At 45.6% G+C, this 24,956-nt stretch carries 11 protein-coding genes; 5 read left to right on the top strand and 6 right to left on the bottom strand.

Translation table 11 applies throughout. The features are described 5' to 3' along the window. Window positions 1-161 precede the first annotated feature (161 nt). The 3 genes from K5R16_RS10025 (at window position 162) to K5R16_RS10015 (ending at window position 2,710) form a co-directional block, all read left to right on the top strand. Window positions 162-662, top strand: a complete 501-nt coding sequence (locus tag K5R16_RS10025; protein WP_220737418.1) for a hypothetical protein — start codon at window positions 162-164, stop codon at window positions 660-662. A 177-nt stretch (window positions 663-839) separates the two neighbouring features. Next, a complete protein-coding gene (locus K5R16_RS10020; RefSeq protein WP_220737417.1) occupies window positions 840-1,832 on the top strand; it encodes a lipid A deacylase LpxR family protein in 993 nt (330 codons plus the stop codon). 248 nt (window positions 1,833-2,080) lie between these two features. Beyond that, entirely contained in the window at window positions 2,081-2,710 is a 630-nt protein-coding gene (locus tag K5R16_RS10015; protein WP_220737416.1) for a TetR/AcrR family transcriptional regulator, read from the top strand. A 78-nt stretch (window positions 2,711-2,788) separates the two neighbouring features. On the opposite strand, the gene K5R16_RS10010 is transcribed toward K5R16_RS10015, so the two are convergent. Next, window positions 2,789-4,414: a diguanylate cyclase gene (locus K5R16_RS10010; RefSeq protein ID WP_220737415.1), complete on the bottom strand. Its 1,626-nt coding sequence runs from the start codon at window positions 4,412-4,414 to the stop codon at window positions 2,789-2,791. A 200-nt stretch (window positions 4,415-4,614) separates the two neighbouring features. Between K5R16_RS10010 and K5R16_RS10005 the strand changes: the two genes are divergently transcribed. Next, window positions 4,615-4,833 (top strand): DUF6500 family protein, encoded by a 219-nt coding sequence (locus K5R16_RS10005; protein ID WP_220737414.1) that lies wholly within the window; start codon window positions 4,615-4,617, stop codon window positions 4,831-4,833. Between the two features lie 29 nt (window positions 4,834-4,862). After that, a complete protein-coding gene (locus K5R16_RS10000; RefSeq protein ID WP_220737440.1) occupies window positions 4,863-5,399 on the top strand; it encodes a GNAT family N-acetyltransferase in 537 nt (178 codons plus the stop codon). Between the two features lie 106 nt (window positions 5,400-5,505). Here K5R16_RS10000 and pfaD read toward each other — a convergent pair whose 3' ends face one another. The 5 genes from pfaD to K5R16_RS09975 all read right to left on the bottom strand — a co-directional run bounded on the left by pfaD (window position 5,506) and on the right by K5R16_RS09975 (window position 24,552). After that, entirely contained in the window at window positions 5,506-7,134 is a 1,629-nt protein-coding gene (gene pfaD / locus K5R16_RS09995) for an eicosapentaenoate synthase subunit PfaD (protein WP_220737413.1), read from the bottom strand. A gap of 195 nt (window positions 7,135-7,329) precedes the next feature. Then, window positions 7,330-13,269 carry a beta-ketoacyl synthase N-terminal-like domain-containing protein gene (gene pfaC / locus K5R16_RS09990; protein ID WP_220737412.1) on the bottom strand — a complete coding sequence of 1,980 codons (5,940 nt, stop codon included), beginning with the start codon at window positions 13,267-13,269 and terminating at the stop codon, window positions 7,330-7,332. Further along, window positions 13,269-15,521, bottom strand: coding sequence for a PfaB family protein (locus K5R16_RS09985; protein ID WP_220737411.1), 2,253 nt, complete (start codon window positions 15,519-15,521; stop codon window positions 13,269-13,271). The genes pfaC and K5R16_RS09985 overlap by 1 nt, the downstream gene beginning before the upstream one ends. Then, window positions 15,521-23,686: a type I polyketide synthase gene (locus K5R16_RS09980; RefSeq protein ID WP_220737410.1), complete on the bottom strand. Its 8,166-nt coding sequence runs from the start codon at window positions 23,684-23,686 to the stop codon at window positions 15,521-15,523. The genes K5R16_RS09985 and K5R16_RS09980 overlap by 1 nt, the downstream gene beginning before the upstream one ends. Then, window positions 23,686-24,552 carry a helix-turn-helix domain-containing protein gene (locus tag K5R16_RS09975; protein ID WP_220737409.1) on the bottom strand — a complete coding sequence of 289 codons (867 nt, stop codon included), beginning with the start codon at window positions 24,550-24,552 and terminating at the stop codon, window positions 23,686-23,688. The genes K5R16_RS09980 and K5R16_RS09975 overlap by 1 nt, the downstream gene beginning before the upstream one ends. Between the last annotated feature and the right edge of the window lie 404 nt (window positions 24,553-24,956).

Genomic DNA, 24,956 nt, shown 5'->3' with positions numbered 1-24,956 from the left:
TTTGTTAATTGTACTTTAACTGACTATTTATTCTGTTTATCGCGTATGTTTAATTTTATAAAATCAATTCACTAGCCTGCTCACTTGCTCAGACGCTAAACAATCTGCTTTATCTTTGTTAGTATCCGATACAAATAATTACACTTGTGAATAATTACGCAATGAACTTGGCTACATATCTTGTTGTTAGTGTGGGGCTGTTAAGCTTATCTGCATGTCAAAAAGATCTAACTTTTCAGATTGCATTAGCGGCTGAAAGCACTCGCTTCAGTGCTGATACTCAACAGGAATCAGTGGCTTGTGATATTGGTATTTATGCAATCAATGAGATGGACTTTGGGGTAAAGGTTGCCCCTGAGTTGACTATATTCACTGATGATGAAAAGTACACTATGCGAATTAAGTCATGGGGCGACGATTGGGATTATTTAGTTGCCAAAGACGGGGATGAAGTTAGCAAACAGGGCTTATGTTTTAAAGAGATAAATCAGAAATCTTTTAGTTGTGATGAGGTCATGTCAGCCTTAGCAAATGAACAGTACGAGTTGACGCTCAACCGCTGTGAAAAACTCGACCAATCTCAGTTAGATTGCAATATTGATGTGGAGTTAGCCCAAGAGGGGATTAGATTTAAAAAAGATGAGCAGTTGACTCGTCTTTGACTCTCCCGTTATGACTGCTATTTAAACCATGTTAGTGTCAATTATGAGATCCATAAGAGAGAATGCTACTTATTTACTTCGCCCTTTGTTCAGCCTCACCTATAATTACTTTACCTCTTCTTAGAACCTTGATATTGCGTGCAAAAAAATATTTTATTATTGAAAATTTGTGGCCTAATGCTTTTTTTTCATGCTGTTGCAGCTGCTGGCGAAACAGAATTAAAGCCAAATCACTGGGGGCAATTTACCTTTGAGAATGATGCTTTCGGCGTACTAGAGCCAACTGATGACGGTTACAGTAATGGTGTTGGTTATGCGTGGGGAGATACCTCTGTTAGGGCTTTTGACGATATTGATATGCCTGCTTGGATCCGTGCCGCAAGTGGTTGGAGTTATATAAATCAGGGCAGTAACGGGCAGTACAGCATTAGTTATTCCATCTTACAAGGGATGTACACTCCGTCAGATCTTGATACAGACCAGCTGCTTGTTGATGATAGACCTTATGCTGGGGTGTTGTTGTGGCAGGCAAAATTACGCCAGTATGATGACAATGTCGCTACAAGCCTTGCACTTAATCTAGGCGTCGTTGGCCCAGCCTCATTAGCCCAGCAAACTCAAAGTATGATTCACGCAATTATCGACGCTAAAGATCCTCAGGGTTGGGATAATCAACTTGAAAACGAAGCTGTATTTCGCATTGAGTCAGAATATTTACATCGTTTTGGCCAATTAGCACTGTCAGATAGTGTGGCTACTGATGTGAGTTTTTACAGTCAAGCTGGACTGGGGAATTTACGCAGTGATGCTGGCTTCGGTTTAACATTTAGAGTTGGAAGTGGTCTGGATGAAACCTACGCCAGTATTAATCCAACCGCTTCTCATAGTGCTAACCCCTATGCCTATATGTCCGATAAAGGTTTTAACTGGATGTTGTTTTTTTCAGCTTATGGTGGCTATGTGCTAAATGATATTACGCTTGATGGTAATACTTTCAAAAATAGCCACTCTGTTGAATTGATCAATGAGCAAGGCCAATTGAGCATGGGATTTGCCATGCGCTGGGGGAGTTGGGGGATCTTATTCTCAACACTGCGTGGTAGCGATCATTTTGAAGGGCAAATATCTGACACCAATTATGGCGCCGCAAGCATCAGTTATCATTATTAATATCTAAGCGCCTTAACCTAGAATGGTATTATCAATTCTTGGTGGCTTAACCATCTGATTTCAAGGTAAAATATATATTTTGTTGGTGTTACTGCTTAGGTTCAGTTTGAAACAGTGAACCTGTGACAAAAGTCCATTAGGCTGCCAATTGACACAGTGCCTTCAGGTAGAGCGGATATAGTAATAATCTATTGCAGAAAGTAATCTGTTATTATTGAGCCCTTATTATTTTTCAATTGTCCTAATGTATGCCAACTGAACGTGATTTAGTGCCGAAACAACAGCGCAGTCTAGATACTCAAAGAAAACTATTACAAGCATTACACCGCTGCTTGGCTGATAAATTCTTCGAACATATTAGTGTTAAAGATATCGCTGATACTGCAGGAGTTTCAGTAGGCACTTTCTATCGTCGTTTTAAGGATAAAGAATCGCTATTGCCTTTGTTGTATCAAGATTTTGGCCATGACTTAATGGTGTGGGTTAGCGAAGTGGAAAGTGAAGATTATTCAAATCTGCATGATGCGTTAGTGCAAATGGTTAACGCGACTTATGTTTTCTTATTGGAAAAGGAGAGTGTATTTCGTACGTTGCATTTAAACTCTAGGCTACATTCGGAAATATTAACATCAGATAAAGTGGTAAGCAGGGACATGGTTTATCAAAAGCTATCTGCTATTTTACTGCGTTTTGACAACGAGATCACTGCAGGAAATAACTCGCAAGCAAGTGACATCAGCGTCTATATGATGATAAATACTTTATTGGACAAAGTTCTTTACCCTGGGCTGACTCCAGCTACTGCATGTAGCTTAACAGCTGCTGAGTTTACCAAAGAGCTACCAGAAGTACTATTTGCTTATCTAGCGAAGACTTAATGCTATTGCCGTTTAAAAGTTGCTCATTGCACAGGAATTAAAACCACGTTAAGCGAGTCTGTGGTTTTTAGCAAATCGTTAGCCTTCATTCTCAAAGGGGATATCATTAGCGGTGATAGTCACCTTATAATATTGATTACGTCCGTTCTCTTTCGCTTGATAAAGTGCCTTATCAGCCATCTCTGTAATCTGTTTACCTGTCACAAAGCTGCTACCTTGATAAGAGTGGTTGGGCATAGGTAGCACTTGGCAAACGCCAAAGCTTACGGTGATATATTGTGCGACTTCTGAGCAGGGGTGGGGAATAGCTCGGTGTTTTAGAGCTTGCAGCATCTCCTCAAGCTTGCGCTCGAGCGGTGCAAATGGAATATCACTGTAGAGCATAATGAACTCCTCGCCACCGAAGCGAGCACACATATCCTCAGCGCGTTTAAAATGCTGCTCTAGCAATATAGCCACTTCTTTTAATGCCTCATCACCAGCCAAATGGCCTAATGTATCGTTGTATTTTTTAAAGTAATCGATATCAGCCAAAATGAGTGTGAAACCAATATTTTGCCGCTTTAACAATTGAATTTGTGTTTCTAGATGTAGTTCAAAAGCACGGCGGTTGGCGATTTGCGTTAACTCATCGACATAAACTTGGTGGCTAAGCAGAGTATTTTGCCTCTGAACTGTGCCCATTAGAGCATTAAAATGAAAAGATATTTTTCTAAGTTCAGTAATGATGTAGTTCTTAGGCAGCTCTTTATATTTTTGTTTTTTGTCCATCGCTTTGATATTTCGGGCAAGGCGTTGAACTGGGCGAATAATAAACCCTGCGAGTAAAAGGTAGACTGTAATTAAGAGCACTATCATGGCGAAGATAAGGCTTATCATGCCAACTCCCCAAATCGATGGCGCTTGGCTATTGGTATGGTATAGCGTTAACTTGAGTATTGCCTCTCCCTTGGTATTGCGAATGACTCGTTGGGTAAAAGGCGATACTTGAGTGAGGTTAACGTCAGCATCCCAATCTTTGAGTCCTTTAGCCTCTGCCTTGCTGTTGATTGATGTCATCACTACTGGTGTAGCTGTAAACAGGGATATCTCATCAATCAACTCTTGATTAATCAAACGAACGAACACTAGAAAACCGTTTGAAGCTAAGCTCTTATCTGATAAAAGTATGGGAGTTGAGCTGTAGAGCGCTGGACCTGATTGAGTTGAAAGGACGCCGGTTTTTGGGGTGATCTTTTTGCCGTTATAGGGAGTATCTATCAGTATTCTATTTTCTGGAAAGGCTTCAAATTGATGGAAATCAAAGCTCAATTCATGTTTGTCTTTATGATGGTAACCTTTTGAATATAGTAGCTTAGCTTGGCTGTTTAAAATAAATACCCCATCTATTTCTAAGCGGATAAAAGTGTCATTTAAATAGTTTTCCACCAGATAACGCAAACTATGCTTTGAAGTCGGTTGCTGTACATACTCAAAGGTTTCATCCCAAACTGCATAGTCATAATTAAGGGTTGTCATAGGTTTATTGATGCGATTAATGGCAAAAATCATACTGTTTAGCTCTCTCTCGGACAGCTTTAACATGGTCGTTTCGAGTTGTGGAATTTGAATGAAAAATCGATAACTAAAGATTACCGCAGTGAAAAGCACAACGATGAGGGTGAAGACTCGAATTTGAAGTTGATTAAAACTGAGGATTTTCAAAGCCTATTTTGCACCTATATGAGCGTTACATTTTCATAATGCACTGAGAAGAGTTTGAATTAATTGTAGCAGTAGTTAATTAATTCGCTCTGGCGTTGGCATTGATGCAATACAATAGAATTTCTATAGCTAGATAAATACTTTCAACTCACTTGATTTTGGCTATTTAAATAACAGTGAAAATGACACAAGAGTATATGATGCAAAAAATAATGAGAGATAGAATAGTGGCGATCTGTGATAAAAAGATTGTTCAGAAAGGTGATACTGTTGGGGTTTCATTTTACGCATTTTTTGCTAACAAAAATGATGATCCACAGTCATTAATGCAAGTCGCGACTTGGTGGATTGAAACACACCAACTGGATCATTTTGTTAAGGCAAGTAGAGTGAAGGAACTGGTTGAAGCAGGGTTATAGCTTAGCCTCTTAAGAAAGGAAGATAGATGATGTTTACATTGGACGTAGATTCAGATTTAGCACTGGCTTTGGTGGAGCACTCTTTTGCGAGTAAATACCTCGATATAGTCTCTTTGCAAAGAGACTATTTAGCGCAATGGCTTGTATGGCCGCCACTTGCCCATGATGAAGCGTTTTTTGAGCGTTTTATCGAAAAATCATTGCATGACTATGCAGCGGGTAACTCTTTAGTGTGTGGCATAATTTATAGGGGCGAACTGGTCGGTAATATCAGTTTCAATAGTATTGACAAAAAATTAGGAAAAGTAGAAATAGGCTATTGGCTAAGCCAAGGTTATCAAGGTAAAGGAATCATTAGCAGAGCAGTCACTAAACTCATTGATCTCGCTTTTAATCAACTGAAAATGGATAAGGTAGAGGCTTTTGTTGCTATAGAGAACCAAGCCAGTCGCCATGTTTGTGAACGCTTAGGGTTCAAATTTGAAGGTGTTATAACACGAGCTGAACAGCTCAATGGTCGTATGTATGATCATGCTGCTTACGGATTGCATAAAAGTGATTGGTGAGTAACGGGTTGCCATAATTGAGGCCTGTAGATATAAACAAAAAAACCATCGAATCTACTCGATGGTTTTTGTTCTTATCTAACACCTAACACCTAACACCTAGCTCTTAAGCCATACGTTGCGTCGGCTTCCAGCGTAACAACGGTGTTGGTAGCTTAACGCCTTGTGAGGTTAAGCTATTTACGCGATTAAGATATGCTGCGCCATACATTAGATGCTTAGCAACATCGACAGCATTACGATCTTGGTAGTTGTCTAAGTAACTGCCTTTTGCCCACTGGTTAAAGGCGCCTAAAGCAGGACCGGCCCAAATTTGGTAGTCCATTTCACGGCCGGCTTCACCTGAATTTGACCAGCGGCTAGAAAGGCCTAGATACCAGCGGAAAATCAGTGCCATTTTACGCTTTGGGTTACCTGTCGCACGTTCAATTTGCTTAGGATCTCGCTCGTTAAAGTGTGCCACGGTTCCAGCCCAAATATCATCAAGGGTCGAACGGAAGACTTGTTTCTCAAGCTTTTCACGTTCATCAGCTGGAATCGCTTCTATTGAGTCATAACGAGTGTAGAGCTCGTAAAGTTTGTTGGCACGCATTGGGAACAAGGTACCGCGCTTAACCACTTGCAGTTTCACGCCCATTTCGAACATATCCGCTGCTGGAGCCATAGTCACATCGGCCATCTCTGTGGTCGACAGTAGTTTACGAGTGTGATCGCTTGCACCCGCTTCAACACAGGCTTGGTTGACAGAACCCGTTACGATATAGGCTGCGCCCATATTAAAGGTTGCTAGCGCCGCATCAGGCGTTCCGACACCGCCACCACAACCAACACGAATAGGTGTTGGGTATTGATATTTAGTTTGGATCTCCTCTTTTAGCGCCAAGATAGTAGGCAAAAGAGTGACTAAAGGACGGTTATCGGTATGGCCGCCAGAATCGGCTTCAGCGGTAATATCATCTGCCATCGGTACAAGCTGCGCCAATTCCATCTGTTCTGGCGTGATAGAGCCTTCATCTACAAGCTTTTGCAGCATCTTTGCTGGGGCCGGCATCATGAACTTTTCAGCGACTTCGGTGCGGCTCACTTTTGCGATAACTTTATTGGCGACAACGACATTACCTTGAGCATCACGGCTTAGACCTGCTGCACGGTAATAGACGATTTGCGGCGTTAAGCCCAAAAATGCTGATGCTTCAACGGTGCGCACCTTATGTTTTAAAAATAGCTCAACACTGCCACGCTCTAATGCAGGCTCGCTTGGGCTATGAATAAGGTTAAACATGTACGGGCCATTTGGCAGCGCGGCTTGAATACGGTTAATAGCGGCTTCAACGCGGCTTGGGATAAGTCCTGCAGCGCCAAATGAACACAAAATACCCGCTTGGCCGAGCGCAATCACTAACTCTTCAGAAGAGATCCCATTTGCCATTGCGCCTGCGTAGTAAGCGTATTTTACCCCGTGAACGCGGCGGAAATTACTGTCGCCTAAGCTTTCTGTACCGAGTGCAGGGGTGAAAGCGGCAACAGGTAGGCTATTGCTGTTAGCGGCTTGGTCAGCGACAAGTTCTGCTGTTTGCGCGATGCCAATGCCTTTGTCACTATGATTTACTACATAACAGCCACGGCTGAAGTCTTTTAGCTGCTGCTCCATCACGGCAACATCAAAGCTGATGTTGGTGTCGGTGACCAGCCAAGGCCACGGAGATAGCATTTCATTAGTTGTTGTAGGATTCATTATATTTAAGACCCTTAATCATTTGTTTTGAGCCAGCGGCTCTTAGCTATTCTTTTCTTTAAATAAATTATTATTAAATCGAGTTAGGACGCAGATACTTTTGCTCAATTTCTAGGAAAAAGCGCGCAGCCTATGCTAATAGGTGAGCACTTTTGACACAGAAATTGAGTAAAATAGCCAGTCATTCACTCAGATTTAAACAGATTCTTCGATAGAAATTGCAATATCAAACACTTCGTATATGCGCAGACCATCTTTACTTAGGCTTGCATTACCGGTGATCACTTTCTTGCCATTTTCATCTTTAACAGAGGTGATACTGACATCCATCGACATCTGCTTGTTCAATGGGTTGATCTGACCACGGTACTTCCACTTGATGTTCGAGAGTATTTGACCGAACTTAGGATTGTTAAATCCAGCGCCTAGATCTTTACTGATAGCATAAGTCTGCATCGTTTCGATAATCGCTTCAACACCTAGAGAGCCTGGCATGACCGGATCTTGATGGAAATGGAACTGGAAGAACCAATCACTAGGGTCAATAGTGCGCTCGGCGTACAGGTAACCTAAGCCCTCTGTGCCGCCATTATCAACAATTTCAACACTGTCGATAAAGTTAAGCTGGCCACCCGCTAGGCGGTAGTGTGGTTGACTTGCTGGGGCATTGAAATGACGACAGTGCTTATCCAGCAGGTTAACTGTGGTTGTCGGTGCAACACCGTTAGCGACGTGCCAAGGTTGAGTCACTTTACCGTTATCAAGACCGAGTTGGTCTTTTAGTGCGTCACCTTTAAAGTAACCAAACACTGCGCTGCCGCGGTAGAAAGGCTCACCATCGGTGCTTAACTCGAAGCTAAAGCTCTGAATGATGTTAGTGCCTGCCATCACTGTAGATAGTAATCGCGAGTCATTGCGAATAGTCTTGCCGCGCAAATCGACTTCACGTAGTAGCTCACCGCTACCATCTAAGTTACGGAAAAACAGTTCAAGCCCAGGGAAGCCTAGAGTTGTACCCATGTAGCCTGAGATAAAGCCATTTGGCTGCAGTGAAATCTCCATCAAAATGGAGTAAGGCATTACTGCTTGGTGGCTGTTTTTATCAAAATACCAAGCATCTGTCGGCACTTCATATTCAGCGATACATGATGATGGCTTTTTAAAGTCGCCGCGCTTACCGTTCACTTCGATAACACGGGTAGTCACTTGCAGATCGCCACACGGAGTACGTGGTGGGATCATGCCGCGATAGATAGAGAACTCAGGGCCGAAGCAGTTTTCAATATTACCCGTGGCAAATTCAAACATGTGATACGGCGTAAATGGCACTGTATCGGGTACACGGTTTGGATAGTCTGGTGTGATGGGGGCTTCAACGTGTGAAATTGGGATCACACCTTTGTTAGGCGCTTTAGTCAGGTCGGGGATTTGCGCCATCAATGGAGCATTAACCGATGCAGCTTGGTAGTCTTTATTGCGAGACGCCGCAGGCGCATTATTACTAGACGCTGCAGGCGCACTTTTAACAGATGCGTGATGGCCTGCCGTAGCAGATGCTTGCTCAGTGTTTGTCGTAAGATGCGGGTAACGAGTACACTCATCTTCCTCTTTGATCATCACACCTAAGTTTTGGAAATCCACCACGGCTTTGCCGTTAAGCAAAATATCAATATTCGCTTTGGCATAAGGCTGCGGATTAAAGCCAATTTCAGTGACTTCCATGCGGTAAGTCAATACACCAGATTGCGGCAATACTTGACCACGACAACGTACTTGCTGTGAAGCATTTTCAAGTGGCTGGAACCGACCATTGTTAGTTTGGGTGTGCATACCAAGGTGCAGCATATAGAACTGCAGTAACTGACCACAACCTTCAGCCATTAATGAGCCTGCCATCACCTGATCACCTTGGAAGTGACAAGGGAAGTACCAATGGTTAGCTTCAAGTTGCTTATGACCCTCAATCAAGCCTAAGCCCCATGTGCCACCATTGCGCTCAACTTTACTTACCTGCTCAATCATCAAGAATTTCTCTGATGCGAAGCAAAGTGATGGTTGAGCATTACCCTTATGGCTCGCGCCAAAACAACCTTCGATATCTGCCGTTAATAGCTTGTGGATTTCAGGGTAGCTAAAGCTGGTTTTAGGGCAATCAAGTAGCGGATTAAAGGTTTTCTTCACCGCTAAGCTGCGGGCTTTAATTTCGTCTTCAGTGCGAATAACCCCTTTACCGTCGGCCAGTTCTTCATCAGTGAAGAAGCCTGCACAACCACCGTCCATTTTAAGGATCATGGTGTCGCCAACAAAACACTCGTAAGAGAAGAAGAACAACAAAGTTTCTCCGTTACGGGCATAGTTGTTGATCTTAATATCGTAACGCAGGGTATCACCGCCACGAGGCAGATCGCCCAAGAAGGTGAGGGTACAATCTAGTAGACGATAAACTCGTTCACCTTTGTTTTCAAAATCAATACCTAAGTAGCTGATCAACATCAAGTCACATTGACCTGATTCAACCGCAACCGCCCACGGGATCTGACCATCAACCAAATAAGGCGCATCGACTGGGATGTCATATTCAGTGGTCATTGAACAAGGCTTAAACTCGTTCATAGTCGCATCAAGTTTAGTGACACGAGATACTAACAGGTAGTCAGTGGTTGGTAGGCGAACGCGACGCGAGTAGCTATCGATTATCGCGTAATCGCTGCCAAATACATTAGCAATGTCGCCCTCTGCGTATTCCACTAAGTCGGCGTAGTTCCAGATACAAGGCTTCAGTGCTGGCGTTGGCGCGATATAAGGTGGCACGTTGGCGTGATCGGGAGCGATAACATTAACTGGCGCTGCAATAGGTGCGACTTGAGCAACGGCTACTGGCGCGGTTGCTGTGACCGTTTGTGATGCTACAGTTTGGCCTGTTGCTTGAGCAAGTTGTTGTTTTAACAAGGCGTCAGCAACTTGCATACCTGCAGAGCGGCTCTTAAGAAATGCATGATGTGCTTGCTGGGCGAGCTGCTGATTTTGTTGGAATGCAGCTAAGTCGCCGGCAGATACATCAATTGCAGTGCTGACCACTGCTTTGTTATGAGTCGGTTTTTCTTGAGTCGTCATCGTTGAAGTGCCTAATGTTTGAGTGCTGAGCGTTTGAGTCGCAACTGTTGCCGTGTCTATAGCGGCAGCATTTACAGCACTCATAGGTAAGGTTGAAAGCTGAGCTGTCTGTTGCGCTCTAACTACCATTGGTTTGTGTGGTTGTTGGGGCAGGGTGGATACTGCCCCATTCGCCAGTTTGTTCTTAATTGCAGCCAAGCTCGCTAGCGGTGTGTCGTAGATATGTTGGTAGATATCGCGACCACCTAAGGTGACTTGCTTTACTAACTGATGTTTTGCGTCCGATTTAAGCTCATTGGCTAGGCGTGCAGCCAATGCTTGCTGCTCGCTCTGGCTTTGGCTAATCAATAATTGAGAAGCTTGGTTTTCACTCACATTGGTGATCAGCGCTTTGTTACTTGCTGCTGCGTTGCGAGATGCACTCAATAATCCATGGAGTAAACTTGCCATACCTGCAGCTGCAAAGCAGTGGCCGATACGATTATCGGCGCTGGTGGCAACGGCGTTCTCAAAGCTGTCACTTAATGTCACGTTTGTGGTTAAGCTGCCTGGTGCGACATTGGTTTCAACAACATTGATGCTGGCGTTGTTGGTTGCAGTTTGTGTCAGTAGTTTATCGGTCACTTGCGGCAGTTGCAGTGCATGGCCAAATGCCAGCGCATCAATCTGCCCGTATGCGCGCCCTGATGTGCTTTCATCTTTGACTAACACGACTGCACCAGCGCCTTCACCAACGTTCCAGTTAGCTTGTGCAGTAGCATTACCCGTTGGTGTCATGGCGACTGGGGCGATGTTGTTCTTTAAGATAACCTGTTCAAAGCTGCCTGATAAGTCGACTGCGGCAATCACGACAGCATCAAGGTTGTCTTCGGCAATAAGGTTTTGGGCGACATCAATACAGCGACTGACCGATTGCTCTGCCGCCGATATGGTAAAGGCTGGGCCATTAAAGTCCCATAGAGATGACACACGTGATGCCATAATGTTGCCAATAAAGCTGGTGTATTGATTGAGCTTGGCAGCGTCTAGTACGCTGTCCATGGCGATAGCTTCAAGTGCTTGGTATTCATCATCACTTAGGTTAACGCCTAACGCAGCTAAGCTTTGTTGCAGCTGAGTATGCAAGTTTACTCGGCCGCGGAACTGATGCAGCTCAAGCTCTGTTTCCATCGCCACTAGCACAGCCACCTTTTGACCCGCTTGTAGCTTGGCATCACGAATCGCTTCATCGGTGACGCGCATCAGCATCAGTTGCTGTGAAATCAAGCGATCGTCTTCGTTTGGTGGCAGTTTAAAGCGTAAGAAATCGAGCTCAAAGTTATCAACGTAAGCCCCTTTCGGCGCAGCGTTAAGACCAAACTGTGCCAGTAACTCAGGGTGTTTCTCTAAGCCTTTCCAGCGCTTTTCTGGCAGCTCAATAAATGCATCACTGTTATTAGCAATGGCACTGTCGAGTTGGTTAATGGTACTTAAAGGTCCAAAGTGCGAACTGAGGCCAACTATTTTCAATGGTGCAGGTGTTGCTGCTGTGACCGCTGAACTTTGGGATTGGGTTGGTGCCGATTTTTGTGTGTAGGACTCAAGCAATAGATGAGCATTACAACCGCCAAAGCCAAATACAGACACGCCAGCGTGGCGAGTTTTTACGCCAAAATGATTATTAGAGGGTTTATCAGGCCAGCCTTGTACTAAGTTTGGCATGGTCGCTTGACCAAATAACTGATTCGGTGAGGAGATCGCGTCGCTGATATTAATGCTCGGTGGCAATAGACCCTCTTTCATGGCAAAGATCATCTTCATGATCCCTGGCATGCCAGCAGCGGTGAGCAGATGACCTAAGTTTGATTTAGCTGAGCCGATAAGCGGAGCACTGCTATCTTGCAGTTTATCTTCAAAAAAGGTTTCCATTGAGGTGAGTTCAATTTTGTCACCCAGTGGTGTGCCGGTTGCGTGACACTCAATCACTTCAATATCTTTAGGTTCTATGTCACTAGCGGCATAAGCACGCTCAAAAGCTTTGACCTGACCTTTAGGGTTTGGACTTAATACAAACTGGCCTTTGCCATCATTGGATAAGCCGACACCGCTGACCACTGCATAGATTTTGTCATTATCGCGCTCAGCATCTTCAAGGCGCTTAAGGACTAATACACCCGCACCTTCACCGGCAAATAAGCCCTTACTGTTACCATCAAATGGCACAGATACACCATGATCGGGGTAAGCGTGGAAGATAGAGAATCCCATGTTGATAAAGAATGGGTCAGCACCTGATACCGCGCCTGCAAGCATCACATCGGCTTTGCCAGTGCTCAAGTAATCACAGGCAAGTTTAAGTGAGTAAACTGAGCTTGCACAAGCAGCGTCGAGGCTTAGCTGAGCACTGCCAAGTCCAAGCGCATCGGCAACCACTTTAGAGGTGTTGTGGGCTATGGCGCCATTAGCAGTATCTAAGCTGGAGTCGTTAGTCGCCCGCGGGCTCGCTGCATTCGTGGCGCTTAACTTGAAGTTTTGGCTGCCAAGCTTATCTTGCAACGCTTTTTCTACCGCACTGTGATAAATAGGCAAGAACAGGTCGTTGGAGCGCTCGGTTGGAAAAGATAGCGCACCCATTATTACGCCAGTTCGCGCAAGCAAATCGTCATTGTTAAGTGCAATACCCGCATCCGCTAGTGCTTTGCGGCTAGTATCGAGTGCCCATAGAAAGCTGTTGTCTAAACTTTCAAGGCTATTTGCTGCGAGCTTATAGCCTGATGGATCAAAGCTGAAGTTTTCAATGTAACCGCCTTTATCGCAATAGAAACGGTCAGACTCTCCCTGTATACCCTGATAATCGACACTGTTGGCGCCGAGTTTTTTATCGGTCAAGGTGCTACGAGAATCTCGTTTTTCGAGTAAGTTCTGCCAAAATTGCTGTGGGCTGTTAGCATCTGGGTACAGTGTCGCTAAACCCACAATAGCGATCTTGCTCTGTTTAGAGCCGGTTGCTGTGTTTAGCGGTGTTTTGTCTGAAGAAGACATTAGACTTCCCCTTGTAATGTTAGGTTTGGCTGCTGTTCACTCTCAATCTTTTTCGCGCTAGCGGCTAAATGAGCCAGTGCTATTTCACGATGTAATCCATCGATAAGTGGAGTGACTGACAGCGGAACTCGATGACTAATGAGCTGGCCTAATGCCTTGAGTAAAGTGGTGATATCGTCACCGCCTTTGGCATTTGTTGGCACAGTACAACATGGAAAGTCTGAAGACTTGCTGCCACATTGACGGTCTTGTTTGGCAATTTTGTCGATAAGTGTGCAGTTTTGTCTATCTGCACCCAGCTCGACAAATAATGTCGCGCCTTGCTTTTGAGCGCTATGGATAAGCGCTGTAAAGTCTAAGGTATTGCAGAAGGTATCGGCAATGGAACGCGCAATAATTTGGCCGTCTAGGCCCGCTGTCGCGTTTGAAACCGTGCTGTCACCAGAGGCGGCACTAATAAACTTGATATCAGTAGGCAGTGATTCGAGTAGCGGTTGTATGTAAAACTGCTCTACATTGCTATGTTCTTCCATTGCGGGAGCAGTGTGCATTGCAGTGACTCTATTGGCAGCAATGCCGCGTTTCTTCATTCGTGCTAATAATTCGCGGCACTGGATTTCACAACCTGCAATCACGCAGGTATCGCCTTGAACTATGGCAAGGTAAGCGCGTGGAAACTCAGGCAGAAGTGCTTCAATAGTTTTCGCATCAGAGCGTACAACGAAGCTATTCCACACGATATCAGGACTGGTGTTATCAAGCTGCCAAGCTTGACGAACCGCCGTTAGCTTGCCAGAAATCGCACTGGTAAAGAGCGGGTCCGTCTTAGTCTTTTCAATTAAGGCGTGTGGATCGCTCCATACACCAAGACTGGCCCACATTGATGCTTCGCCCATGGAGTAACCGAGCGCGAAACGTGGGGTGACATTAAATGCGTTAACCAGTAATTGAGTCAGCAAGTAGCTGCTCCCCACACCTGCAATAGCTAGATCGCCAAGGGGCATAGCTGGCGTCACTTTAGTGTCTAAATGGTAGATAGTGTCTGCTTGAAGCATCGACTTTAAATCACCTTCTCGCTCAAGCTTGGCATAGAGAGAAGGAAAATATCGGTGCAACTGGCTGAACATATCGCTATAGACTGTACCCACTCCAGGGTAAACAAACGCTAAACCATTTTGCTCGACGGTGCCTAAAGCATTAGCGGTAAAGTAGCTCCCTGCTGGGGTACGGTACTGACCTTGTTCACTGATGATCTTAGGCAGAGCATCGGCCATGGCTTTAAGCTCTTGCAGCATGGCTTCAACTGAGCTTGCCTGCAGGGTAATAGCGTATTTATTGATTACTGCTTTATCACTATGCTGCTTTTCATAAGCGATAAGGTTGTCGCGCATAAGCGTCAGTACTGAATCAGCTTCTGTAATGAGCTTAGATTCTATTTTGCTAAGCTGGTTAAGCAATCCAGCTTCACTATTTGCACTGACAATAAACTGTAATCGTTTGCTATCAATAATCGACTTGGCTGCGATAAAGCCAGTACCTTGAGAAACGATGAAGCTGATGCAGCTTGTCGTGTTTGTTGCAGTACTTTTTACTGTATTTTCTACTGTATTAGTTAAATTAATAGCCATCACACGTGCTTGATGGTGCTCTGTAAACCAGTAGTGACTTGCAGCTTGTTTAGCACTAATCGAATCAGGCGTTCTGTGATGGGTACGAGAGGCGAGATCTTTAATCAGTTCACACACGGCATTAAACTGCTGCGTGCTATCAAGCTGGGGCAAATCGATACGTTTACTGACACTGTCAAACTGACGCTTGGCTTGGCTCAATGCATTATTCATGCATGAGTCTGCAAGCACTGTTGACGCAGACTGAGTCAATGAACTTATCTGCATTGCTGCAAGCTGAGCGTGGGGGTGAACCCTATTTTGCGCAGCTTTAAGTGCATGCATCATTAACAGCGAACTGGTCGCTGTATAAATTTGCACTATTTTGCCTTGTTCTATCGCATCGATAGTGGCGGTTAAGTTAGTTTCAAAGTCGTCGACTTTGATGGAGACAAGCTCTGATGTCTGTAATAACTTTGAGCTATGTAACTCAGGCAATAGCACAGAAATAAGCTCTGATGTTTGTTCAGTATTGCCGCTTAAGTCTAGTGGAGCAGGCAGCACCAAGAGTGCGATGCGCAGTGGCATCTCACTCTTGATAACCTGATCGCTTGAGCGAGTAGCACTGGCAGTCAAATTGGCCATTATGGCTGCTCTCCAGTGCTCAAGGCTTTATCTTTGTCACTCACGGCAGCTTCATTTAAGAAAGCACTATTGAGGTTCTTACTGATAGTGACTTTCGCCCCTTTCATCATTGCACTTAGTTCACCATTTTCATGGTAAAGCGCAACGTTAGCTTCAAGTGAGCGAGCACTTGTCTTAACCACCTCTAGCGCAAGTATCGCCTTGTCACCAAATGCCAGCGGCTTGTGAGAGTTAAACTCACCGATAGTTGATGGCAAGCTTGCGGCGCCGTACTTAAGTCTTGCCCATACGAGCATCGCTTGCAGTAGCAAATCTTCAGCAAAGGGCTGGCTGCCACCAAGATGGCTGCTTGCAACAAACTGACCGCAATCAGTATCACTGACCTGTGGCAACTGGCACTTAGCAATCAGGCCCGTATCATCAAAATTGAACACCTGCTGTATGCCTTGCAAACGTGGCCCATGGAACAGGGTGCCGTTGCTATAAAGCTCAGCAGCTGTGGTCACCGCTTTACCCAGATCGCTAAATACCTTTGATGGCGTATTATTAACGCTTTCTGCGCGGGCTAAAGTCGCTTTATATTGCGGACGTCCTTGACTGCTGATTAACGCAATCATTTGATCGTTTCCGCTTGGCGTTAGCGTTAGTGTCATCTCTTGAACATCACTGCTGTCGAAGATGATCCCTTTCAGTAGCTTATAATCAACCACTCTAACTTGAGCCCCAAGCATCTCACTGGCAGCTTCGCGCATCCACTGTATAGCGCATACAGTGGGCAGCACAGGGTTACCGCTAATGCGGTGGTCTTGAATAAAGACCATTGCATTAGGATCTAAGGCTCTTGTTAAAGACAGTGGTGCTAGCGGGATCAGTGCGCTTTGCACTTCTCCCGCATTAAGCTTTTTTACAGATGCAGCCTCTTGAGTGTCTGTTCCACCTTGCATTGATGTACCAATAAGCAGTTGTGCACCCGTTTCACTTAATAGCTGAGTGGCAAAAAGTTCTGCTCCTGCTTTTAGTGGGATGACGTATACACCGCGCTCGGTAAACATTTTCTTCAGCGCATCGGTAACCATGCCACCATCCCAAGGACCCCAGTTAAAGCTCATGACTTTAGCTTGTGGGTGACGTGCAGTGAATTGCAATGCAGCCTTGTTTAGAATGTCGTTAGACATGGCGTAATCGCTCTGTCCGGTATTACCGTAAAATCCTGCAGCAGACGAGAACATTGCTAACAATTTAACTTTACTCGGCTCAAGTGCTGCAAGCAGTGCTTTTAGGCCGTTGACCTTAGTGCCATAAACCCGGGCAAGTTCTTCAAGAGTTTTGTCTTGAATATGCTTGTCAGCCAGTACGCCAGCGCCGTGGATAAGGCCGGTTATCTCAGCTGAGCGACCGTTTAGTGCTGCAGTAATTGCGGCAGTATCGGTCACATCCATGCTGACATACTCGGCGCTTGCGCCCACTTGATTAAATGCTGCTAGGGCAGTATTAATCTCGATAGAGCTCTTCACTGTCCAGACTAGGGCTTCTACCTGTTTAGGTGTCGGCTTGCTGCCTGTAGAGATAATGTGTGCAATAGCAGCAGGTTTAAGCTCGCTAACCTGTTTGCCCGTCGCCCAAGCTGGAATCGCTTGTAGTTCACTGCGCCCCGCAAGGATGAAATGCGACTGAGTGCGCTTAGCAAGTGCTAGGGCACATTCAAAGGTCACCCCTTTTGCACCGCCGGTCACCAGTATGTTATCTGCGCTATTGAGTTCAGCTGCAGTATGTTTATTGCTCGCATCTGCCGCAATCAAGGTTGAACGTGCAACGTTGCCTTTCGCATCGAGAGCAACACCCACTTCTGGCAGGTTAACCACGCTATCGAATAGCTCGTTAGCAATCGCATCGGCTAAGTGAGTTGCGTCTAAACTTGGTGCAACGTCTAACGCGCGACAAAAAACCGTTGGCCATTCATGGCTCAGTGTTTTGGTTAATCCTGCTAATGCTGCTTGGTTTAGCTCAGCATCTTGCAGCTGTTTAGTGTCTAAGTAACCAAAACCACCATCGATACGGCTAACGCTGATAAAGCTGCGACGCTTATCATTTGTTACGTTTAGCTTTGGCTGCAACAGCTTAGCCCAAAGGAATGCTTGGCTAACGTGAGTGAAACTATCACTACTTAAGTTAATCGCATCATTTACGCTATTGTTATCATCTTGTGGTTGCAGGTGGATAAAGCCACTAATTACGCCTAGTTGCAGCTCAATTTTAGCGATAACCGCGTTGATCCCAGCTTCATCAAGGCTATCTGCTTGGAAGCTCGCGATATCACTATTGAGCGGTGATTGAGCTGCGCCTTTTGGTAGGCGAACTACCGCGACTTTAAGGGCTTGTTTTGATAGTTTCTCAGCAAGTACGCCTGCGTTATGACCATCATCTGTGATCACGACAGTTGCGTCTGCGGCGAAGCAATCAACAATTTGATCCGCCGCATTAAGCTTTTTTAGCGCTACCTCGCTATGAGGAGGAAGCTCAAGAGAAGATGTTACTGTGTCAGCGACTGATTTAACTGCGTCAGCGATGACAGCCGTTGCTGCATTGCTAGCATTGGCCAGTTTAGCGTTCATGTATGCAACGATTTCGCCTAGTGTGCGACATTCTGCCAAGTCTTCTGGATTTAACTCAGGTAAACCCGGCAACTCATCTTGCACAGTGCCAAGAATTTCCACTCGCTTGATGGAGTCGATACCTAAATCGGCTTCCATGTCCATGCTTAGCTCAAGCATCTCTGTTGGGTAACCGGTCTTCTCAGCGACCACTGACATCATAGTGCCTTGCACCTTTTGCGCGCTCAGGGCTGTCTCGGCAGTAGCAACTTGAGGCGTTGCACCTGCAGATGAAACGTCAGCAGCGCCTGCGGCGGCAGTTGTAGAGAGTTTGCTGTTCATGTAGCTAACGATTTCACCCAAAGTGCGGCACTCTGCCAAGTCTTCAGGGTTTAGCTCAGGCAGACCTGGAAGCTCATCTTGCACAGTACCTAGAATTTCGACTCGCTTGATAGAGTCGATACCAAGGTCGGCTTCCATGTCCATGCTTAGCTCAAGCATCTCTGTTGGGTAACCGGTTTTGTCAGCAACCACTGACATCATGGTGGCTTGTACTTTTTGCGCGCTCAGACCATTAGTCGTTGGCGCAGCGGCGCTGGTATTAGTAGAGCCTTCAGCTGCACTTGTATTAGTAGCGAGCTTGCTGTTCATGTAGCTAACGATCTCGCCTAGAGTTCGACACTCAGCTAAATCTTCAGGATTAAGCTCAGGCAGGCCTGGAAGCTCATCTTGCACAGTACCTAAGATCTCAACACGCTTGATAGAGTCGATACCTAAATCGGCTTCCATGTCCATGCTTAGTTCTAGCATCTCTGTTGGGTAACCGGTTTTGTCAGCGACTACTGACATCATAGTGGCTTGTACTTTTTGCGCGCTCAGGGCTGTCTCGGCAGTAGCAACTTGAGGCGCTGCACCTGCAGATGAAACGTCAGCAGCGCCTGCGGCGGCAGTTGTATTAGTAGAGAGCTTGCTGTTCATATAGCTAACGATCTCGCCTAGTGTGCGACATTCAGCTAAATCTTCAGGATTAAGTTCAGGTAGACCTGGAAGTTCATCTTGAACAGTACCAAGTATTTCTACACGCTTGATAGAGTCGATACCTAAATCGGCTTCCATATCCATTTCAAGCTCTAACATCTCTGTTGGGTAGCCAGTCTTTTCTGCGACCACTGACATCATGGTAGCTTGGACTTTTTCGGCTGATAGGCCATTAGAAGCTGAAGCAACTGGCGCTGTAGCACTTACATTAGCAGAGCCATCAGCGTCATTTGTAGAGAGCTTGCTGTTCATGTAGCTAACGATTTCACCCAAAGTACGACACTCAGCCAAATCTTCAGGGCTCAGCTCAGGTAGACCTGGAAGCTCATCTTGAACAGTACCAAGAATTTCTACACGCTTGATAGAATCGATGCCTAAATCGGCTTCCATATCCATCTCAAGCTCTAACATCTCTGTTGGGTAGCCGGTCTTTTCTGCAACCACTGACATCATAGTCGCTTGGACTTTTTGTGCAGAGAGTGAGCCTTCAGCGGCAACTGTATTAGCAGCGCCTGCGGCGGTATTTGTAGATAGTTTGCTGTTCATGTAGCTAACGATTTCGCCCAGTGTACGACACTCGGCCAAATCTTCAGGGCTAAGCTCAGGTAGACCTGGAAGCTCATCTTGCACTGTACCGAGAATTTCTACTCGCTTGATAGAGTCGATACCTAAATCGGCTTCCATGTCCATTTCAAGTTCTAGCATCTCTGTAGGGTAGCCAGTTTTCTCAGCGACCACTTCAAGCATGGTTGCTTGAACCTTCTCGGCGCTAAGAACAGCTGCTGCGCTATTGCTCACGGGCACAGCTGGTGCTGATGACGGCGCAACGACTACCGGTGCAGCTTCAGCCGCTTTAGCAACAGCTTGAATGTGTGTTGCAACGGCATGTTGAACTGGCGCCGGAGTATTGTTAACAACTGGAGCAACCGCAACAGGCGTTGCTGGAGTTGTTACTGCAGGCGCTGACACTGCTGGTGCAGAAACTACTGGTGCTGAAACTGTGGCCTGTTGAACGACTTGCTGAGGTCTCTGCACTGTTGCTTGTAATGGCTGTGCGGTGATCACTGTAGCAGTACCATTAAGCATGTTTAGCGCAGCATTGTTATTGCCAGCTTGCATCTCTAAAAACTGAGTATGGCTTTGAACGGTTTGCGCTTGAAGCTGGTGGAACTGCTCCATAGAGCGCTGTAAGCTTTCAGGTAATGCAACACCTGCGCCTGCAAGTTTTGTTTGTTCAGCCATCAAGGTAGTGAAAGTTTCACCATATTGCTGTGGGATGCTGAGGAACTGCTGATGTAACTCGGCCGCTTGTTGCTGTGCAGCAAAGAACTGACTTAAGGCATCAGTGCTAACGCTTACACTTGGAGCGCTTGCATTTGAAGCAACGAAATTATTTTGAACTGGGGCAGTAGACACTACATGTTCATTAGACATTGGTACGGCAATCTCCACGATCTTTTCAACTTCTTTTTCAATGATGGTTGGCACTTCAACAATTTTTTCTACTTCAACGACTTTCTCTACCACCTTTTCAACGATTCTTTCTTCGATGATAGTAGCGCTCTTCACTGCGCCAGTGGCTAATGACTTAGCCATTTTAGCGCGTGTCGCAGGGCTAATATGGTTGGCAGCATTTAGCGTTAGGCTCATTGGTGAGCGTTTCGCAGGCGCGGCAATATCGGCTTGGTATGGGTCGATATTATCAAGCTTCACACCTGCAACGGCTAGCTGCAGAGCTGCTTGCTTAAGTTGCAAGTCGCTGTCGCCTTTAGGGCTTGGGTTGATAGAGATAACGCTGAGCTCATTAAGTTTGCTTGCTAAGGTACCTTGCACTAATTTTTGCAAAATATTCTTCGGACCAAACTCAACAAATACGCGAGCGCCAGCGTCAAACATCGCTTCTAGCTGAGCGGTGAAACGAACTGATTGCAGCATATGTTTCTTGAACGAGGCCTTAACCTTGGCTGCAGTGCTTTCATATAGCGCGCCGCTAGCGTTGGAATAGAGTGCACGGCTAGGTTTAGTAAACTTCGCGCCGTCAATCGCTTTGGCGAATGGTGCTTGAGCGTGGCCAACTAGCTCAGTGTGGAATGCACCAGACACTGGTAGATTGATCGCTTTATAACCTAGGTCGCTTAATGCTTTAGCTGCATCTGTAGTGCTAGCTGTTGGGCCGGCTATGACCGACTGAGTCGGTGCGTTGTAGTTAGCCACTTTAACACCATCAAATTTAGCGATAGTGCTTTCAAGTGTGCTCAAATCCTCTGCTTTATGGATAACCGCAAACATAGCGCCACAATCAGCATCTTGACCGTCTTTAGTTTTCGCTTTGGTTGCCATGGCATCGCCACGGGCAAAGGCGAGTTTGTAGTAGTCATCTGTTGAAATAACACCTGCAGCGCATAACGCACTTAACTCACCAAAGCTGTGACCTGCAACCATATCGGCATTAAAGCCTGCTGCGGTAAATAGCGCATATTGCCCCATAGAGATGGCACCGATAGCACTCTGTGCATTAGCGGTGTTAGTCAGCACAGCTTCTTGTGCTTTGACATCATCTTTATTAAATACAGGTTTTGGATATAGCGTTTGCGACAAAGGTGTTTTGTCATTGGCGGCAAATACTTTATCTGCTGTGACCAGTTGTTGACGCATCTCTGGGTAGTAACAGGCAAGATCTCGTCCCATATTAAGATACTGCGAACCTTGGCCTGTGAATAATGCTGCCACTTTGCCTTCAATCGCCGCAGCGCGGTAGCTAATGCCACCTGGCAGTTGCCATTGAGTATCGTCGCTTGCGGTTAACTTCGATAGCGCTTGTTTGATGAAACTTGCCAGTTCTGCTGCGCTATTGGCAACGAGACCAATACGCGGTGCATCAGTGGCTAATTCACGTACTGCGTAATTTGCAGCGGCATCTTTAAGGTTAAACTCAGCAGCAGAACTTGCAGCAGCTAAGGTATTTAATTCTTTAATAAGTGCATCTTTGTTTGCAGCGCTAACAAGGAAGCTTTGTGCAACTTGACGCTGACGATACTTAGCTTTCTCGCTATCTTCGCGGCTATGCTCTGCATTGTACTCTTCCAGTACAAAGTGGAAGTTAGTGCCACCAAAACCAAATGAGCTAATACCTGCGCGGCGCGGTGTGCCGTCTACGCGAGGTAACCAAGGACGCGTTTCTGTATTGAGATAGAACGGTGAGTTCTCTATATCAAGCTTCGGACTCGGCTGGCTGACGTTAATCGTTGCCGGCAATACCTTATGGTGTAACGCTAATGCTGCTTTAATCAGTCCAGCAGTACCCGCGGTAGATTTAGTGTGGCCAATTTGTGATTTAACTGAACCTAGCGCAATGTGCTGTTTGGTGTCGTTACCATCGCTAAACACTGAGCAAAGACCGGCAAATTCTGCAGCATCACCTGCGGCAGTACCGGTACCATGGGCTTCAATCAGACCTAGAGTGTGCGGCGCAAAACCAGCATCGTCATAGGCACGGTTGAGTGCTTTGGCTTGGCCTTCAGGGCGAGGCGCATAGATTGATTTGAACTTACCATCTGATGATGAACCAATACCTTTAATGACCGAGTAAATTCTGTCGCCATCACGCTCGGCATCTTCAAGACGCTTCAATGCGATCATGCCGATACCTTCACCAATCATCATTCCCTTTGAGTCGATATCAAATGGCTGGATGGTTTCATTGGTAGTGAATGCGGGTGTCTTAGAGAAGCTCATGTACATAGATGGCGAGTTATCAGTACAAACACCGCCAGTGATCATCATCTCTGAACGACCTTCAACCAGCTCACTTAGTGCCATGCGCATTGCCGCTAAGGAACCTGCACAAGCCGCATCAACTACACAGTTCATGCCGCCGAAATCAAAACGATTGGCGATACGACCGGCAATAACGTTACCCAATGAACCAGGGAATGAGTTTTCTTCCCAATGCACGTATTGATCTTGGAACTTTTTGATCAACATCTCGCTGTCTTCGTCGCTAATACCGCTATTGGCAAAAACCTTCTTAAGTACAGGGTACTGTAGACGAGCCGTTAAGCTGTGGCTGATCTTCTGACCGCCGCCGACACCTAAGGTAATTCCGATTTTGTCACGGTCATAACCTTCAGGCAGGTTAGCATCAGCTAAGACTTCTTTTGCAACGATCAAAGAGAGCAGCTGCGATGAATCAGTCAGCTCTAAGATATTTGGCGGCAGGCCAAACTCCATTGGGTTGAAGTCTACATCAGGTAAAAAACCGCCGCGTTTACAGTAGCTTTTATCTGGGGTGCTTTTGTTCGTATCAAAGTAATCTTCTTTCTGCCAGTGAGTGGCAGGTAGCTCAGTGATGGCATCAATTTTCTCGCTAATAAGATCCCAAAATTTGTTGAGATAACGCGAGTTCGCAAAGATGCTTGCCATGCCGACTATGGCGACAGGCATATCTTTTAAACGTTTATTTAAGCGTGTATCAGCTTGCGAGTCTTGTGCTTGCTCTGATGCTGATGATTGTTCAGGTTTAGAGGTCTGGCTCATTATGAGTCTCCAGTGGATGCCTGGCATTCAGGCGTCTTGTTGTTTGTTTTAGGCTTGTCTGTAGAGGTACGGCGATTTTGCGTCGCACCAGGAAAGCGCTGTATAAAACTGTGATAGTTACTGACGAGTAACTTTCGTAAGTGAAACGGCCCATGTTTAAGCACATAGGCCATGTATCTGTTGGTTGCTTGGGTATTACCGTCTTGATAGATGTCGAGATATATCCAGTCACTATGGGGGTCAATACCAAGCAGGATTGAACTGGGTTGCTCATCGGTTAACTGCGGTGGGATCGTCAATGAAACCACCTGAACCACATTGTCTGCATCTGTGCTTGGCAACGCCAAGGTTTGTGCCAGTGTTTCATAGTGCAGTGTGTAGGTTTGTACATCACTACCTTGGGTTATCGGTAGTTGGTTAAAATAACGCATCGGTACGTTAGGGCTTTCAATATCGCTAACACGTGAAACGCCATAGCGTTTTAAGCAACGAGCTAAGCCTGAGCGTGACACATTGGGGTTAATAAATTTCTGCGTTGCGGTCAGTAATCTATCGAGTGGCATTTTCAGTTGGTACCTCAAACCGACGACGACATATTCTTGCAGCGGCGTTAGCGTGGTATTGAGGTGATGTGGTGTATTTGGGCTATTTTCTATCGAATTGCGCTTGCGCCATTTGCGTACAGTGGCTTCGCTGATATTCAGCACTTTAGAAAGTTGACTCACACTGAGGTCCGATTCTTGGATAAATCGACGCATCTCGGGAGTCGTGGTGGCATTGCTGTGCCGAGCTTCTGTAGCGCTTTGCGTACACTTATTCGGATTGCTTGTTGCCGAATTTAAGCTTGTGTTAACTTGCTCTGCCATCTATTTAGCGGGTTTCCGTTAATAATCTACTGGGACTTAATTACGTTTTTATGACTAATGAACTTCGCGGGAGTTCAATGTTTCTGGTAATTAACCTAGTATATTTTGGCCAATGGATGTGCAGACTACATCAGCTTTTAGAGCAATACAATCACCTGGGACTTAATAAACGCTGATATGACCAGATTCAGTGAACAAGTGTAAGCTAAAGTGTTATTTTGTGTAGTAACTAACGTTGGCAAAGTAAAGCGTGATCTAGGTCAAATATTTATTATGAAAGTGAATTGTTAACAGATTTGATGCTAAGGAGGGAAGCGTTTAAACAATAGGTATAAGTTCGCGATAATCGTAATTTAGTGTGCTGAGTTTAGTCAAAAAAAATGCAACCTTTTTTCAAAGATTGC

This window comes from Shewanella sp. c952, from assembly GCF_019654975.1.
In the GTDB taxonomy this organism is placed as follows: Bacteria; Pseudomonadota; Gammaproteobacteria; order Enterobacterales; family Shewanellaceae; genus Shewanella.
The sequence above is the reverse complement of the archived record's forward strand: the minus strand, read 5'-3'. Positions and strand labels throughout refer to the sequence as shown.

What these genes read in the sequence shown, in the direction of transcription:
- K5R16_RS10025 (WP_220737418.1), top strand. Translation starts at nt 162, where the DNA reads ATGAACTTGGCTACATATCTTGTTGTTAGTGTGGGGCTGTTAAGCTTA.
- K5R16_RS10020 (WP_220737417.1), top strand. Translation starts at nt 840, where the DNA reads ATGCTTTTTTTTCATGCTGTTGCAGCTGCTGGCGAAACAGAATTAAAG.
- K5R16_RS10015 (WP_220737416.1), top strand. Translation starts at nt 2,081, where the DNA reads ATGCCAACTGAACGTGATTTAGTGCCGAAACAACAGCGCAGTCTAGAT.
- K5R16_RS10005 (WP_220737414.1), top strand. Translation starts at nt 4,615, where the DNA reads ATGCAAAAAATAATGAGAGATAGAATAGTGGCGATCTGTGATAAAAAG.
- K5R16_RS10000 (WP_220737440.1), top strand. Translation starts at nt 4,863, where the DNA reads ATGTTTACATTGGACGTAGATTCAGATTTAGCACTGGCTTTGGTGGAG.
- pfaD (WP_220737413.1), bottom strand. Translation starts at nt 7,134, where the DNA reads ATGAATCCTACAACAACTAATGAAATGCTATCTCCGTGGCCTTGGCTG.
- pfaC (WP_220737412.1), bottom strand. Translation starts at nt 13,269, where the DNA reads ATGTCTTCTTCAGACAAAACACCGCTAAACACAGCAACCGGCTCTAAA.
- K5R16_RS09985 (WP_220737411.1), bottom strand. Translation starts at nt 15,521, where the DNA reads ATGGCCAATTTGACTGCCAGTGCTACTCGCTCAAGCGATCAGGTTATC.
- K5R16_RS09980 (WP_220737410.1), bottom strand. Translation starts at nt 23,686, where the DNA reads ATGAGCCAGACCTCTAAACCTGAACAATCATCAGCATCAGAGCAAGCA.
- K5R16_RS09975 (WP_220737409.1), bottom strand. Translation starts at nt 24,552, where the DNA reads ATGGCAGAGCAAGTTAACACAAGCTTAAATTCGGCAACAAGCAATCCG.